Origin of the sequence: Methylophaga thalassica (genome assembly GCF_030159795.1) — a bacterium.
In the GTDB taxonomy this organism is placed as follows: Bacteria; Pseudomonadota; Gammaproteobacteria; order Nitrosococcales; family Methylophagaceae; genus Methylophaga; species Methylophaga thalassica.
On record NZ_BSND01000003.1, the window covers coordinates 141,660 to 156,562 of the forward strand.

Here is a 14,903-nt window from a genome sequence, read left to right on the forward strand (position 1 = left end):
AAACAGAATGAATAAACTGGCTAATTTATACAATCAAAAAGGTGCAGGCCCTAAGAATATTGCTTTCAACTTTATTAATGAGGCGATAGATAGCCGCTTATCTTTCCTGATTCTAATCCCTGATATTTCAGATTATTCGCATTACCAAAACACCGATAACGTGCGTTTTATACGTTTATTTTGTCCACGTAGTACTTTGTTAAAAGTGCTTTTTCGCGTGTATTTGGAGTTGTGTTTCATTCCTTTTTTGGTCTGGCGGAATAAAATAAAACATCTCTTAGCATTTGGTAATTTCTTGTTTTCCCCCGTTTGCGCAACTAAAACAGTATTGCTGCATCATCCTTATTTGGTGGATGACAGGTTATATGAGCAATTGGAACTTAGTAGCAAGATTACCGAGTGGTTAAAGCGGGTGGCCTTTTATATTACGACTAAAAATGCCGATCACATTGTAGTGCAAAGCGATTACATGGCTCGGCAGCTGGAACGTAAGTATCCAAAGCCTCGCTTCGATGTTGAAATAATCCCTAACCCGATCAGTTACAGCTTTGCTCATCCTCATGACCCTGCGGATCTGATTGAACGTCGGCAAGCGGCTGTTAAAAATGATTTGAAATTGCTTTATGTCAGTCGGTTTTATCCGCATAAAAACCATGTGTTTTTGGTTAACTTATCCAGGGAATTAGCTCAGCGTGGTATCAAACACAGTATTTTTGTCACCGTTAACCCTGAGATAGGCGAGGCAAAGTCATTTTTGGAAGCGATCAATGACAGTGATGTTTCGATTCATAATTTAACTGAAGTTAGTCAGACAGAACTGGTTGAGTATTACCTGTCTGCTCATGCATTTATTTTTCCATCGAAAGCCGAAACATTTGGTAATCCGTTAATTGAGGCAATGTGTTATGGCTTGCCTGTTGTTGTTCCTGATCTTGAATATGCGCATGCTATCAATGGCAAAGCCGGGCTGTATTACCTGCCTGATGATGTGGTGGGGTGTGCTAATCTTATTATTGGGACGCTTTTTGATGAGTCTACATATAGACAATACTCAGCGTTGAGTGTGTCACGCTTTGAGCGGTTTAAAACGCCTGATAAGTGGTTTCAACACTACCTGACGGTGATGCATGAGTCTGACTAAGATAAACGCAATGACAGTAAATGAGTCAGTTCTTAAAGTATTGGTGCTTCTTGCGGCTTTTAATGGAGATGAGTGGATTGAGGAGCAGATACACACTATTCTGAATCAGAAAAATGTTGAACTGGATGTATTGATTAGCGTTGATCAGTCTACGGATGAGACGTATCAAACGTGCACCCGGCTGGCAAAAGTCTATTCGAATATTCAATTGTTGCCATATGGGGAACGCTTTGGCGGTGCAGCAGCTAACTTTTTTCGCTTAATTCGAGAAGCAAATTTTGAAAAGTATGACTATATCGCTTTGGCCGATCAGGATGATAGTTGGCTGAGTGATAAATTATCGGATTCGATTAAGGTCATCAATCAACAAGGTGTTGATGCTTTTTCTTCAAATGTCACCGCTTTTTGGCCGAGTGGTAAACAGGTTTTAGTGAAAAAATCATTTCGTCAGAAGCAGTTCGATTATTTCTTCGAAGCCGCTGGGCCAGGTTGTACCTATGTTCTTAAAACTGCCGTTATGAATGACTTTAAAACGTTTATGCGTCGTCATGAAGCCATTTTTAAACGATTGCAACTGCATGATTGGACACTGTATGCCTTTGTAAGAAGTCATGGCTATGCTTGGCATATTGATGAAGCACCAACAATGATGTATCGACAGCATGCATCAAATCAGGTTGGGTTTAATTATGGCGTAAAAGCGATATTATCCAGATTACGCATGATTCGCGACGATTGGTACGCTGAGCAGATACAGTTATATTTTTTGCTGTTTGGCAAGAATGTTCCTAATTTCAAAACAAACCGATTATTTTTATTGAAGCATTTTTTTCAATTACGCCGAAGACCTCGAGATGCCTGTTTTTTATTGGTAATGTTATTGTTTGGATTGCTTAAACTTGAAAAATAAACATAAAGAGATAACGGGCTTTTTTTTCAGAATGGCAATTAAAGAAAACCTATGCGCGTTTTGGTAACGGGGGCAAACGGTTTTGTCGGCAGGCATTTAGTTAGCCAGTTATTGCAGAATAAGCATCAGCTTGTTCGGTGTTTTCGTCAGATTAATACTGTTTCACCTAAGCCCGCGTGCCGTGATGTCGCCATAACCATCAACAGCCAATCCGATTGGTCGGAGGCGTTGGTGGGGGTGAGTCATGTTGTGCACTGTGCGGCTCATGTGCATGTTTTTCAAGGTGATGCCGATAGCTCAGTTGACAGTTTTTGTGAAGTGAATAGCTTAGGTACGATCAATTTGGCTCGGCAGGCTGCAAGAGCGGGTGTTGAGCGGTTTATTTTTATCAGCACGATTGGGGTGAATGGCAATGTCAGCAACGATAAGCCGTTTAGCGAAACTGATGAGCCTAATCCGCATAATGCTTACGCACAGTCGAAGTGGGAAGCAGAAAAGGCATTAATGCAGCTTGCTGCTGAAACAGAGATGGATGTTGTGATCATTCGTCCACCCATGACTTATGGGCCAGATGCGCCGGGTAATTTTTCTACATTGCTGCGTATTTTAAAAAAACAGTGGCCATTACCGTTTGCAGGGGTGAGAAATCAACGGGCTTTTGTTGCGGTTGAGAATTTGGTGAGCTTTATTGCGGTTGTTTTGCCACACCCCGCGGCCAAAAATCAGACTTACCTTATCTCTGATGGAGACGATGTGTCATTAACGATGTTTCTTTCAACACTGATTCAGGCAATGCAGTTGAAAACAGCATTATTCTATTTCCCCGCTACAATATTGCGTCACCTGCTCAAGCTGGTGGGAAAAGGCAATATGGTCGATCAGTTATATGGCAATTTAGCACTGGATATTACTAAAGCCAAGACGCAGCTTCAGTGGGAGCCGGTAATAACGATGAGTGAACAAATGAAAAAATGTAGGGATGTTGAGTAAGTTAAGATGATGAATGGCATTATTCGTAGTCTGGATATCGTGTTTTCAATTATGGGGCTGATTATTGGTTTGCCAATACTGTTAATTATCGTGATTTTTGGCGTGTTTGACACAGGTTCACCGATATTCCGGCAACAACGGGTTGGACGTGGCCAAAAGCCGTTTACGCTAGTCAAGTTCAGGACAATGAAAAAAGACACGGCGGATATGGCTTCACATTTGGCGAATGCCTCTCTAATAACACCTTTCGGGCGGTTCCTCAGAAGGACTAAACTCGATGAACTTCCTCAGCTTTGGAATGTATTAAAAGGCGATATGAGTTTGGTTGGTCCAAGGCCATGCCTGGAAAGCCAGTATGAGTTAATTGAGGCGAGAAATAAGCTGAATGTGTTCTCTGTGCGCCCTGGTATAACCGGTTTGGCTCAGGTCAATGATATCGATATGTCGACCCCTGAGTTGCTTGCTGAAACAGATGCCAAAATGATTGCCTCGTTTTCAGTTAAACAGTATTTCTATTTAATTTTTCTCACTTTGACTGGCAAGGGAGCGGGGGACAGGATCAGGAAGTGAGTTGTGAGCAAGCTCACACAATGCAAAAAGTCTGTTTGATTTTTATTCGTTTTTTCATCTAATCTAAAACTTCAGTTTCAGGAGAAACTGTTTATGGACTTAGTTTTAACATGGAGTATGGATTATGTTACGAAAATCATTTTTTGCATTGGTCTTATCGTTTTTTCTCAGCACTTCTCTAGCATACGCTGCCGATAAGATTGATCTGAACACAGCGACCTCAGAAGAGTTGCAGATGTTAAATGGTGTTGGACCTTCAACAGCAGATGCCATTATTCAATATCGTGATGCTCACGGAAAATTCAAAACGGTAGATGAGCTGGCTAACGTCAAAGGTATTGGTGATAAAAAGTTAGAAAAACTGTCTAATGACCTGACTGTTTCTCAAAATTAAGCTTTCTATTTAAAAAAAACGGCATGTATCTCATGCCGTTTTTTTTAGTGTGACAAGTTGACCAGTAGTTGCTCTTTTAGATTATTTTCTTCCAGTTCATCAAGCGAATTATCATCTGCTGTGGTAATGAAAAATACGTCTTCAACTTGGTCGCCGAGTGTATTAATTTTGGCGTTAATGAGCTGAACCTTACAAGCCAGAAAGACTTGAGCGATAGCCGAAACCAATCCAGGTCTGTCATGTGTATGTAAGGACATCACGGTATGGTTTTGTTGTGGGTTGGTTTCAAACTCAATATTCGGCTGTGTTTTAAATAGCTTCATTGTTCTCGGTGTGATGGTAGGGCTATATGGCTTCACATGAGAAGTGTTGGCGAGTTGCTTTTCAAGCGAACGGGTAATTTGTCTGGTATCAAGTCTGTCACCATTAACGATAAACGTATTTAATGCATCATGTTCATTGGTGACATTGATTTTTGCGTCCAATACATTGAGTTGGCATTGCTCAAGCGCTGCCGTTATGGCAGCAAAAATACCGGCCCGATCATGTGTGACAATAAATATTTCTAGCGTCAGTTGATCATTATGTTTTCTCAGTGCGATCAATGGATCGTCATCCATATGATCTAAACGTTGCTCTGATTGCCAAACGAGTTCATCAATTGAATGCCTGAGGAAGTAGTCCAAATCATAGGCATGCCAGAGCTGACTGATATCTTCTTGGCTGCGGCCATTAGCTAGCAGTTGTTGCATCGCTTCCTGGTATTTTTTGTAGCTCTTTTCACGTGTACTTTTTGCTTGAGCCTCAGTATGTTCAATCCACTGGTGGGTGCTGTGGTAAAGCTGTTTCAATAACGAATCTCGCCAACCATTCCACAAGTTATTATTAGTGGCTCTGATATCAGCAACCGTTAATAAATAGAGATAATTCAGTTGTTCTGTTGTCTCTACCAAGTCAGCAAATTTTTTGATGACAGTCGGATCTTCCAAATCACTTTTCTGAGCCGTCGTCGACATAGCAAGGTGATGACGAATCAGAAAAGCCACAATACTCGTATCATAATCACTCAGGTTATGCCTTTCGCAAAATGCTTTGGCATCAACCACACCTAATACACTATGATCGCCACCTCTACCTTTGGCAATATCATGATAAATGCCTGCTATATAGAGTATTTCCGGTTTAGGCAGTTGATTGAACACTTCTGAACATAAAGGAAACTCTTCTCGGTTTTCTTCACAGGAGAAACGTCTTAAATTGCCGACCAGAAATAGAGTATGTTCATCGACTGTATAGGCATGAAATAAATCATGCTGCATTTGGCCGACGACGCGACCGAATTCAGGCAGGTAAGCACCTAAAACCCCTAATTCATTCATTCGACGAAACTCATGCGTCACGCCTTTTGGCTGACGAATAATTTCCATAAATAAAGTTCGGTTTTTTATATCACGGCGGAAATTATCATCAATTAAGTGTAAGTGGGCATGAATCTGACGAATAGTCGACGCTCTGACTCCTTTGAGTTCCGGGTTTTGTTGAAGAATAAGAAAGACTTCTAATAAGGCATATGGATAGTAAGCAAAGATGCCAGGGTTGATTGTTTCAAGATAGCCATTATGTGATTGGAAGCGACGATTAATTACTCTGACTTCACGAGGTTCATCGGCGAGGATAATTGTCTCTTCAAACAGCTGTAGTAAGAGACTATTCATTTGCCTGACAGAGCGGGCACAACGATAATAATCCTTCATGAATTTTTCTACAGCGAGTCGAGAGTCGTCGTCTTTATACCCCAATTTCTTAGCGAGTTCTCGCTGAAAGTCGATCATCAACTTTTCTTGTTTACGACCTGCAAGGTGATGCAGTACAAAGCGGATTGTCCACAAAAAGTTTTGCGCTTTTTGTAAAGTTTCATATTCGCTATTCGCCAGAAACCCTTTTTGACGAAGTCCTTCCAGATTTTTAACATCGAAATGCTGTTGAGCTACCCAGTTGACGACCTGAATATCTCTGAGCCCGCCCGGTGATTCTTTAATATTTGGTTCAAGATTATTGGCGGTATCGTTATAACGCTGATGACGTTCTAATTGTTCTTGTCTTTTTAATTCAAAAAAACGCCGTGTATCCCAGGTTTTATTGGTGACGGTCAATTGTTGCAGAGACTCAAACAGAGTGCTGGCACCACATAAAAGGCGTGCTTCAAGCAAATTGGTGGCAATGGTGATGTCTTCTTCAGCCTGTTGGCGGCATTCCTGTATGGTTCTGACGCTATGACCAATTTCTAGACCCACATCCCAAAGTTGAGTCAGGAAGCTCGATAGAGAATCCGGCGGAGAGTCAGAGATTGACTCATCAAGTAAGATTAAAACATCAATATCAGAGTAGGGGTGAAGCTCACCACGACCATATCCACCGACAGCAATTAAACTGACAGGCGTATCATCAGAAATGTGTTGTTGCCAGATCTGATTAAGAATTTCATCAACAAAAGAGGCACGTTGATAGACTAATTCTTCAATCGGGCTGCCCGAATCAAATTGTTGTTGCAGGTATAACTGGCCTTGTTTTAAGGCCTGGCGACAAATTTCATTGGTTACCTCTGCATCAGAAGGTATAACTAAGTTACCGACTTCCCAGATAGATAGAGTCTGCTGAGGCATACAACACCTTATAGATTAAACGGTTTCTTCTTCACGTAAGGTCAGAATCTCATAACCGTTATCAGTCACTAAAATGGTGTGTTCCCATTGTGCTGATAAGGAACGGTCTTTGGTCACCACGGTCCAGCCATCGGGTAATTGACGGACGTGACGTTTACCGGCATTAATCATAGGCTCGATAGTGAAGGTCATACCGGGTTTGAGTTCAAGTCCGGTACCAGGTGTGCCGTAGTGAAGGACTTGAGGATCTTCATGAAAGACCTGGCCGATGCCATGACCACAGTATTCACGAACAACCGAGAAGTTTTCTTTCTCTGCATAGGTCTGAATAGCATGACCAATATCACCCAGACGGATACCGGGCTTAACCATTTCAATACCCACAAACATAGATTCACGGGCGACACGACAAAGACGTTGAGCCAAGATAGATGTTTTACCAATTTGAAACATTTTACTGGTATCGCCATGGTAACCGTCTTTAATGACCGTGATATCGATATTGATAATATCGCCATCTTTCAGTTTTTTCTCACTGGGAATGCCATGACAGATAACATGGTTAACCGAGGTACATATTGAGCGGGGGAAGCCGTGGTAATTTAGAGGGGCAGGAATGGCTTGTTGTTCATTGACGATGTAATCATGACAGATTTGATTGAGCTCTTCAGTGGTTATACCAGCCTGGACATGTGGTTCAATCATGGTCAAAACGTCAGCGGCAAGTTTTCCCGCAACACGCATTTTTTCAATTTCTTCGGCAGTTTTTATACTGACAGCCATTTAAATTCCCTGCTAATTTTGAAATGAAGTTTCTGATATCAGGCATAGTTTGCCGTAAATCAGCTTTAGTCACCAGTGATCATTCCTGGCGATGCTGTTAATTGTTCTTTTAGCTTTGTTTTGTTGCTTAAGTATGGAATAATATGCGCGCCGAAAGAAGGCAAAATCACACATGTGCCGTCACAGGTGTCGGGGTGCTATTAGGTTTGGCCTAATTAGTCGACAACTGGGGTACGTGGAGGTTCAACCCCATACTATTAAAGGTATACACATGGCTAAAACAACAATGCGCCAAATGCTTGAAGCAGGCGTTCATTTCGGGCACCAAACCCGTTACTGGAACCCAAAAATGGGCCCATTCATCTTTGGTAAACGTAACAATATCCATATCATCAACTTAGAACATAGCTTACCAATGTTCAACGATGCGTTGAATTTTGTCAGCAAACTGGCTTCTAAAAAAGGCCGTATCATGTTCGTTGGAACCAAACGTGCAGCACAAGATGCGATTCGTGAAGATGCTGAACGCGCCGGAATGCCATACGTTAACCGCCGCTGGTTAGGTGGTATGTTGACTAACTTCCAAACAGTGCGTCAATCAATCAAGCGTCTGGATGCTATTCAAGACATGATCGAGTCAGGTAAAACTGAAGGTCTGAAGAAAAAAGAAGTATTAGATCTTGCTCGTGAACAAGAAAAATTAGAAAAAAGCATTGGCGGTATTCGTAAAATGACTGGCTTGCCTGATGCGATGTTTGTGATTGACGTTGAACATGAACGTATCGCGATCCAAGAAGCGAGAAAATTAGGTATTCCTGTTATCGCTGTTGTTGATAGTAACAGCAACCCAGATGGCGTTGATTACGTCATTCCAGGTAATGATGACTCAATGCGTGCAATCCGTCTTTACACTGCAAACATTGCTGATGCCATTCTGGAAGGCCGCGCTTCTGTCACAACTGCAGATGCAAAAGAAGAATTCGTAGAAGTTGCTGAAGAAAGTGCTGAATCAGCCAGCGAATAATTTCTACTAGTTTAATTCAGCAGGCTCGCCCGAGGGTGGGCCTGTGTTGTATATGAGCTCAGTGATGAGCATTCATAAAACAATCAGATTAAAAGGGTTAGAGCAATGGCAATTACTGCAGCTTTAGTAAAAGAACTACGTGAGCGTACAGGCTCAGGCATGATGGAGTGCAAAAAAGCACTTGTTGAAGCAAATGGTGACATTGAAGTCGCTATCGAAGAAATGCGTAAATCAGGTTTAGCAAAAGCCGATAAAAAAGCAGACCGTATTACTGCTGAAGGTATTATCGGAATTGAAGTTAGTGCTGATAACAAACACGCTGTTATGGTTGAAGTGAACTCTGAAACTGACTTCGTGGCAAAAGCAGACGATTTTGTGAACTTTGTTTCTGCTGTAGCGAAAAAAGCACTGGAAGCTCAGCCAGCTGACTTAGACGCTTTAAAACAATTAACACTAGATTCTGGTGATACGGTTGAAACTGTTCGTCAGGCACTGGTTGCAAAAATTGGTGAAAACATTCAAGTTCGCCGTTTCACCTCATTAAATACTGATGATGGCATTATCGGTTTTTATCGTCACGGTGACCGCATCGGAACAATGGTGCAGTTGAAAGGTGGTAACGAAGAATTGGCTAAAGATTTAGCCATGCATGTTGCGGCTAATCGTCCACAAGCGATTTCTCCAGATGAATTATCACAAGAGTTGTTAGACAAAGAACGTGATATCGTGGCGACTCAAGCACGTGATAGCGGCAAGCCTGAAAACATCATCGAAAAAATGATTGAAGGCCGTATGGCGAAATTCGTTAACGAAATCAGCCTGGTTGGCCAACCATTCGTAAAAGATCCAGATGTAACAGTTGAAAAACTGATTAAACAAGCCGGTGCTTCAATTGAAGCTTTTGAGTTCTTTGAAGTCGGTGAAGGTATTGAAAAAGCAGAAGACAATTTTGCTGAAGAAGTAATGGCACAAGCCAGAGGGAAGTAATTTATGACACAAACGGGAAGTCAGCCAGTTTATAAGCGTGTCCTGCTCAAACTGAGTGGCGAGGCACTGATGGGGGATGCGGAGTATGGCATCCAGCCAGAAGTGATTTCCCGTTTTGCCAAAGAGATATCTGAGCTGAACGCGCAAGGCGTTCAGCTCGGTGTCGTCATTGGTGGCGGAAATATCTTCCGTGGCGCAGGTCTAGCCGCGAGTGGTATGGATCGTGTCAGTGCTGATCATATGGGTATGTTAGCGACAGTCATGAATGCCCTGGCTTTACAAGATGCGCTGGAACGTAACGGTACCTTCTGTCGTGTCATGTCTGCAATAAGAATCCACGAGGTTTGCGAAGATTATTTACGTCGCCGCGCCATCAGACATCTGGAAAAAGGACGCGTAGTTATTTTCGCTGCCGGCACAGGCAATCCCTTTTTCACCACAGACTCAGCGGCAAGTTTACGGGCTGTAGAAATCGGCGCAGAACTGATGTTAAAAGCGACGCAGGTAGACGGGGTTTATAATGCTGATCCCCGCAAAGATCCGAATGCTGTTCGTTATGATGAACTTAGCTACGATGAAGTCATCAATAACCGCCTTGCTGTAATGGATACTACAGCTGTCGTCATGTGTCAGGAACAAAAGATCCCTTTACGTGTGTTTGATGTGCATACAAAAGGTAATCTGACAAAAATTATCTATGGCGAACAAGTTGGAACATTAGTGAAATAGGATTAAATATGATTGAAGATATCAAGAAAGATGCTGCTGATCGTATGAAAAAAAGTGTTGCTGCACTTGGAACAGCAATGGCAAAAATTCGTGCAGGACGTGCTCACACCAGCTTACTGGATCATCTGCAAGTGCCGTATTACGGTTCTGATGTCCCTTTGAGTCAGGTCGCTAACGTTGGTGTTGAAGATTCAAGAACATTGACGGTGACACCATGGGAAAAAGACATGGTATCTGTCGTTGAAAAGGCGATTATGACATCCGATCTTGGTGTTAATCCTAATAGTGCTGGTATGACTATTCGTATTCCTATTCCACCACTAACCGAAGAACGTCGTCGTGATTTGGTTAAAGTCGCAAAAAACGAAGCAGAAAATGCACGTATTGCGGTACGTAATATTCGTCGTGATGCTAACAGTACGCTTAAAGACCTACTCAAAGAAAAAGAAATTTCTGAAGACGAGCAACGCGGTGCTGAAGAAGATATTCAGAAACTAACCGATGCTACCATCAAGCAAATCGACGATGTGCTTGCAGAAAAAGAAACGGATTTAATGGAAGTGTAACCCTTTGGTTACACTCTCATTGACCATTCTTGAATGAATACCCCCCCAAAAGAGAATATTCCTAAACACATTGCCATCATTATGGATGGTAATGGTCGTTGGGCAAAACGTCGATTACAGCCACGATTTATGGGGCATCGTGCTGGTGTGAAAACAGTGGCTGATATTGTAAAACGCTGTGCTGAGCTGGGTGTCGAGGTTTTAAGTTTATTTGCCTTTAGTAGTGAAAACTGGCGCAGACCGGGCAAAGAAGTATCACTGTTGATGGAATTGTTTAGTCACGCACTGGATAATCAAGTCAAAAAGCTGCACGACAATAATATTAGGTTGTGCATTATTGGTGATATAGATAAGTTTACACCGACATTACAGCAAAAAATTGCTCAGGCGCAGGAATTAACTCGGAATAATACCGGGCTAATAGTGAATATTGCTGCCAATTATGGTGGACGTTGGGATATTACCCAGTCAGTTCGGCAAATTGCACAAAAAGTAGCTACCGGAGAGCTTAAGCCTGAAGATATTAATGAAGAAGATATCAGTGCTTTATTAACTACATCGGCGCTGCCAGAGCCCGATTTATTTATCCGCACTGGTGGGGAGCAACGCGTCAGTAACTTCTTGTTATGGCAAATGGCGTATACAGAATTTTTCTTCACAGACGTATTATGGCCCGAATTTGATAGTAAACAATTAGATGCGGCTATCAGCTCATTTTCCAAACGTGAAAGACGGTTTGGCCGTACTTCTGAGCAATTGCAAGGTCAATCTGATGCTTAAACAACGTTTAATCACCGCCGCTATTTTAATTCCTCTTGTTGTCTGGGCTGTTTTTGCCAGTTCATTAACCACCTTTACCACTTTGATCGTTGCCGTTGCATTACTGGCTGCATGGGAATGGCATCAGATGATAGGTATTCAGAGCCCGGGAATGCGGGTTATGCTAGCTGTTGATCTGATTATCGTTTTATATCTGGCTATCACTCAACTTAATCCTTATTTCATTATCAGTATTGGCATCCTCATCTGGCTTATTGCATTGGTTGTTATCCTCGGATTTTCGAATAAATCACTGGCTGAGCGGCTGTCACATGTATTTAAAAATAAAGTTTTTGGGGCCATTAGCAGTATTTTGATACTCACCGTATTTGTGGTCTCATCCATTACACTCAAGGCATTTAGTGAAGTTGGGGCAATTCTATTCTTCTTTGTGATGGTCACCGTTTGGCTGGCTGACACGGGTGGTTATTTTGCCGGTAAACGCTTCGGAAAACATGCCTTAGCACCAGCCGTCAGCCCTAATAAAACATGGGAAGGTGTGGCGGGGGGCGTGTTGTTTGCGTCGATTTGGGCCATCGGTTTTTATTGGGTAAAAACACCGACAACAATCACCTTGTTTGAATGGCTGTTACTTGCTGTTGTTACCGTTGCTGTATCGATTGTTGGTGACTTGTTTGAGAGTTTGTATAAACGCGCGTTCTCAGTCAAAGACAGTGGTAGTCTGCTGCCCGGGCATGGTGGAATATTAGACAGAATTGACAGTTTAATCGCGGCAGTGCCTGTCTTCACTTTCCTTATGTTAATCATGGGTGGTTATAAATGAAATCAGTGACGATTCTGGGGTCAACTGGTTCAATTGGCCTGAGTACGCTTGATGTATTAAGTCTTCATCCTGAAAAATTCAAAGTCTATGCTTTAACGGCTAATTGTTCTGTAGAATCCATGCTGCAGCAGTGCCTTCAGTTCGAACCAGAAATTGCTGTGATGTTAGATGCTGCCGCAGCAGATAAACTGGCTGAAGCGCTTAAAAAAAATCATAGTAAAACCATTGTTAAAATTGGCAAGAAAGCGCTTGAAGAGGTCTCTTCTTCAGCCAATACGGATATTGTTGTAGCAGCGATTGTTGGTGCGGCAGGCTTATTACCAACCTTGGCAGCAGCAAAGGCAGGTAAACGAATCTTGCTAGCGAATAAAGAGGCACTCGTGATGAGCGGTGCCTTGTTTATGAAAACCGTAGCCGAGAATGGTGCAACATTGCTGCCTGTGGATAGTGAACATAATGCTATCTGGCAGTGTCTTCCTGTAGCCAATACTCAACATCATGATTTTAATGGTAAAGGTGTAAGAAAAATTATTCTTACGGCATCAGGCGGCCCATTCAGAGACTATGATCTTGAGCAGTTAGACGATGTCACTCCTGAACAAGCGGTTGCCCATCCTAACTGGTCAATGGGACAAAAAATTTCAGTTGATTCTGCGACCATGATGAATAAAGGTCTTGAAGTGATTGAAGCGCACTGGCTGTTTGGTTTGCAAAGTCAACAAATTGAAGTGGTCTTACACAGACAAAGTGTTATTCATTCTATGGTCGACTATGAAGATGGATCAGTGTTAGCACAGATGGGGAATCCTGATATGCGCACCCCCATTACTAATACGTTGTCCTGGCCAGATAGGATTGCATCGGGTGTAGAGCCTTTAGATCTCGTCAAAGTTGGCAGATTAGATTTTAGTGCGGCTGACTTCGCGCGATTCCCTTGCCTACGCCTAGCATATAAAGCATTAAATGAGGGTGGCACCGCAACGGCGATTTTGAATGCTGCCAATGAAATTGCTGTACAGGCCTTTTTAGATGAACAAATTCGCTTTACCGATATTGCCAGAATCATTGAAGAAGTGTTGACTGAACTGCCTGTAAACGACGCCACGACACTTGAACAGATCCTGGCGGATGATGCTGCAGCGAGAACCTTGGCTAAAAGCAAGATTGGTTTATGCATTCATTAATTTTCTTTTTAATTGCCTTAGCTATCCTGATTATCATTCATGAATATGGTCATTTCTGGGTGGCCAGACGTTGTGGTGTTAAAGTGCTGCGTTTTTCTGTGGGCTTTGGTAAACCTATCTGGCAAAAAGTCGGTAAAGATGGCACTGAGTATGTATTAGCTCCGATTCCCATGGGCGGTTATGTCAAAATGTTGGATGAACGTGAAATGCCGGTGAGTGAAGAGCAAGCTCAGTTTGCATTTAATCGCCAGTCTCTTGCAAAGCGTGTAGCTATCGTATCAGCCGGACCCATAGCCAATTTACTTTTTGCTGTTTTGGCCTACTGGATTTTGTTAGTAGTGGGTGTATCGGGTATTAAACCGGTTATTGATGATGTACGGCCAGCATCAATAGCTGCGGAAGCTGGATTGCATGCCGGCGATGAAATTCAGCAAATCGATGGTAATGATACCCCGACATGGGATAGTGTTTATAAGGCATTAATTCAAAAAGCAGAGTACGGCGAAAAAATTGATATTACCGTCAGCTCAGCGAGTATTAAACAAGAACATTCGCTCATTCTGCCTCAAGTTGGCCTGGAACAAGTTGGCAATATTCTTGAGCAAATTGGGATTAAGCCACTCCGTCCCTCAATAAAACCGATTCTCGGTGAGGTGATGCCTGGCTCTCCGGCAGAAAAAGCCGGTTTAAAAGCAGGTGATATGCTAGTCAGCGCACAACAGGAAACTATTCCAAGTTGGAATCAATGGGTTGAGTTGATTCAGGCCAGTGCAGGTAAAACGTTAGATATTGAACTGCTACGAGATGGTGATCGCTTAGGACTGACTTTGATACCTGAAACAGGTGAGGATGGTAAAGGCCGCATTGGTGCTGCTGTGGATGCGAGTCAGACTGCCATACCACAAGAGCTGCAAGCGGAGTTACGTTATGGACCGATCGAGGCAATTAAATATGCTGTGATTCAAACCTGGGATTTTTCTTCATCGACTTTAAAGAGTTTGTGGGGCATGGTTACCGGAAAAGTATCAACCGATAACTTAGGCGGCCCTATTAGTATTGCACAAATCGCAGGCAGCTCTGCTGAGCAAGGGGTGATGTCATTTATCAGCTTTCTTGCCATGATAAGTATTACTCTGGGGATCCTCAATTTATTACCTATTCCTATGCTGGATGGCGGTCATCTGGCTATGTTTGCATTTGAAGCAGTCAGAGGTAAACCGCTTTCCGACACTATGCAGGTCCAAATTCAAAAAGTGGGCTTCCTTGTTTTGATAATGGTCATGTTTATTGCCTTTTTTAATGATCTATCAAGAGTGTTTGGATAATCAGATTAATTGCAGGTACACTTACTCTTTCGTC

General features: G+C 42.5%; 15 protein-coding genes. 13 read left to right on the forward strand and 2 right to left on the reverse strand.

From position 1 onward, the window contains the following. Window positions 1-7: 7 nt before the first annotated feature. From QQL60_RS00730 to QQL60_RS00750, 5 genes are all read left to right on the forward strand, one after another. Entirely contained in the window at window positions 8-1,141 is a 1,134-nt protein-coding gene (locus tag QQL60_RS00730; protein WP_284722110.1) for a glycosyltransferase, read from the forward strand. Then, complete coding sequence (locus QQL60_RS00735; protein WP_284722111.1) at window positions 1,128-2,051, forward strand: glycosyltransferase; 924 nt, start codon at window positions 1,128-1,130, stop codon at window positions 2,049-2,051. Before QQL60_RS00730 ends, QQL60_RS00735 begins: the two co-directional genes overlap by 14 nt. A 51-nt stretch (window positions 2,052-2,102) precedes the next feature. Then, window positions 2,103-3,041 carry an NAD-dependent epimerase/dehydratase family protein gene (locus QQL60_RS00740; protein ID WP_284722112.1) on the forward strand — a complete coding sequence of 313 codons (939 nt, stop codon included), beginning with the start codon at window positions 2,103-2,105 and terminating at the stop codon, window positions 3,039-3,041. Window positions 3,042-3,047: 6 nt separating this feature from the next. Continuing rightward, entirely contained in the window at window positions 3,048-3,611 is a 564-nt protein-coding gene (locus QQL60_RS00745) for a sugar transferase (RefSeq protein ID WP_284722113.1), read from the forward strand. 124 nt (window positions 3,612-3,735) lie between these two features. Continuing rightward, entirely contained in the window at window positions 3,736-4,005 is a 270-nt protein-coding gene (locus QQL60_RS00750; RefSeq protein WP_284722114.1) for a ComEA family DNA-binding protein, read from the forward strand. Window positions 4,006-4,049: 44 nt separating this feature from the next. On the opposite strand, the gene glnD is transcribed toward QQL60_RS00750, so the two are convergent. Both glnD and map read right to left on the reverse strand, forming a co-directional pair. Continuing rightward, complete coding sequence (gene glnD, locus QQL60_RS00755) at window positions 4,050-6,668, reverse strand: [protein-PII] uridylyltransferase (RefSeq protein WP_284722115.1); 2,619 nt, start codon at window positions 6,666-6,668, stop codon at window positions 4,050-4,052. A 15-nt stretch (window positions 6,669-6,683) separates the two neighbouring features. Beyond that, on the reverse strand, window positions 6,684-7,451 hold the full coding sequence (map, locus tag QQL60_RS00760) for a type I methionyl aminopeptidase (protein ID WP_284722116.1): 768 nt from the start codon (window positions 7,449-7,451) through the stop codon (window positions 6,684-6,686). Window positions 7,452-7,722: 271 nt separating this feature from the next. On the opposite strand from map, the gene rpsB reads away from it, so the two are divergent. The 8 genes from rpsB to rseP all read left to right on the forward strand — a co-directional run bounded on the left by rpsB (window position 7,723) and on the right by rseP (window position 14,869). After that, the gene (gene rpsB, locus QQL60_RS00765) at window positions 7,723-8,475 is read left to right on the forward strand and encodes a 30S ribosomal protein S2 (RefSeq protein WP_284451854.1); all 753 of its coding nucleotides are present in this window, start codon (window positions 7,723-7,725) and stop codon (window positions 8,473-8,475) included. Window positions 8,476-8,580: 105 nt separating this feature from the next. Next, window positions 8,581-9,462, forward strand: a complete 882-nt coding sequence (gene tsf, locus QQL60_RS00770) for a translation elongation factor Ts (protein WP_007145914.1) — start codon at window positions 8,581-8,583, stop codon at window positions 9,460-9,462. Between the two features lie 3 nt (window positions 9,463-9,465). Beyond that, the gene (gene pyrH / locus QQL60_RS00775) at window positions 9,466-10,191 is read left to right on the forward strand and encodes a UMP kinase (RefSeq protein ID WP_007145913.1); all 726 of its coding nucleotides are present in this window, start codon (window positions 9,466-9,468) and stop codon (window positions 10,189-10,191) included. 8 nt (window positions 10,192-10,199) lie between these two features. Beyond that, window positions 10,200-10,757, forward strand: coding sequence for a ribosome recycling factor (frr, locus tag QQL60_RS00780; protein ID WP_273182523.1), 558 nt, complete (start codon window positions 10,200-10,202; stop codon window positions 10,755-10,757). A gap of 33 nt (window positions 10,758-10,790) precedes the next feature. Beyond that, window positions 10,791-11,537, forward strand: coding sequence for an undecaprenyl pyrophosphate synthase (gene uppS, locus QQL60_RS00785; protein WP_007145911.1), 747 nt, complete (start codon window positions 10,791-10,793; stop codon window positions 11,535-11,537). After that, on the forward strand, window positions 11,530-12,360 hold the full coding sequence (locus tag QQL60_RS00790; protein ID WP_284722117.1) for a phosphatidate cytidylyltransferase: 831 nt from the start codon (window positions 11,530-11,532) through the stop codon (window positions 12,358-12,360). Before uppS ends, QQL60_RS00790 begins: the two co-directional genes overlap by 8 nt. Beyond that, the gene (gene ispC / locus QQL60_RS00795; protein WP_284722118.1) at window positions 12,357-13,544 is read left to right on the forward strand and encodes a 1-deoxy-D-xylulose-5-phosphate reductoisomerase; all 1,188 of its coding nucleotides are present in this window, start codon (window positions 12,357-12,359) and stop codon (window positions 13,542-13,544) included. Before QQL60_RS00790 ends, ispC begins: the two co-directional genes overlap by 4 nt. Further along, a complete protein-coding gene (rseP, locus tag QQL60_RS00800; protein ID WP_284451849.1) occupies window positions 13,532-14,869 on the forward strand; it encodes an RIP metalloprotease RseP in 1,338 nt (445 codons plus the stop codon). The genes ispC and rseP overlap by 13 nt, the downstream gene beginning before the upstream one ends. Window positions 14,870-14,903 lie beyond the last annotated feature (34 nt).

Excerpts from the sequence above, each read along its gene's own strand:
- QQL60_RS00730 (WP_284722110.1), top strand. The coding sequence starts at position 8 with ATGAATAAACTGGCTAATTTATACAATCAAAAAGGTGCAGGCCCTAAG.
- QQL60_RS00735 (WP_284722111.1), top strand. The coding sequence starts at position 1,128 with ATGAGTCTGACTAAGATAAACGCAATGACAGTAAATGAGTCAGTTCTT.
- QQL60_RS00740 (WP_284722112.1), top strand. The coding sequence starts at position 2,103 with ATGCGCGTTTTGGTAACGGGGGCAAACGGTTTTGTCGGCAGGCATTTA.
- QQL60_RS00745 (WP_284722113.1), top strand. The coding sequence starts at position 3,048 with ATGATGAATGGCATTATTCGTAGTCTGGATATCGTGTTTTCAATTATG.
- QQL60_RS00750 (WP_284722114.1), top strand. The coding sequence starts at position 3,736 with ATGTTACGAAAATCATTTTTTGCATTGGTCTTATCGTTTTTTCTCAGC.
- glnD (WP_284722115.1), bottom strand. The coding sequence starts at position 6,668 with ATGCCTCAGCAGACTCTATCTATCTGGGAAGTCGGTAACTTAGTTATA.
- map (WP_284722116.1), bottom strand. The coding sequence starts at position 7,451 with ATGGCTGTCAGTATAAAAACTGCCGAAGAAATTGAAAAAATGCGTGTT.
- rpsB (WP_284451854.1), top strand. The coding sequence starts at position 7,723 with ATGGCTAAAACAACAATGCGCCAAATGCTTGAAGCAGGCGTTCATTTC.
- tsf (WP_007145914.1), top strand. The coding sequence starts at position 8,581 with ATGGCAATTACTGCAGCTTTAGTAAAAGAACTACGTGAGCGTACAGGC.
- pyrH (WP_007145913.1), top strand. The coding sequence starts at position 9,466 with ATGACACAAACGGGAAGTCAGCCAGTTTATAAGCGTGTCCTGCTCAAA.
- frr (WP_273182523.1), top strand. The coding sequence starts at position 10,200 with ATGATTGAAGATATCAAGAAAGATGCTGCTGATCGTATGAAAAAAAGT.
- uppS (WP_007145911.1), top strand. The coding sequence starts at position 10,791 with ATGAATACCCCCCCAAAAGAGAATATTCCTAAACACATTGCCATCATT.
- QQL60_RS00790 (WP_284722117.1), top strand. The coding sequence starts at position 11,530 with ATGCTTAAACAACGTTTAATCACCGCCGCTATTTTAATTCCTCTTGTT.
- ispC (WP_284722118.1), top strand. The coding sequence starts at position 12,357 with ATGAAATCAGTGACGATTCTGGGGTCAACTGGTTCAATTGGCCTGAGT.
- rseP (WP_284451849.1), top strand. The coding sequence starts at position 13,532 with ATGCATTCATTAATTTTCTTTTTAATTGCCTTAGCTATCCTGATTATC.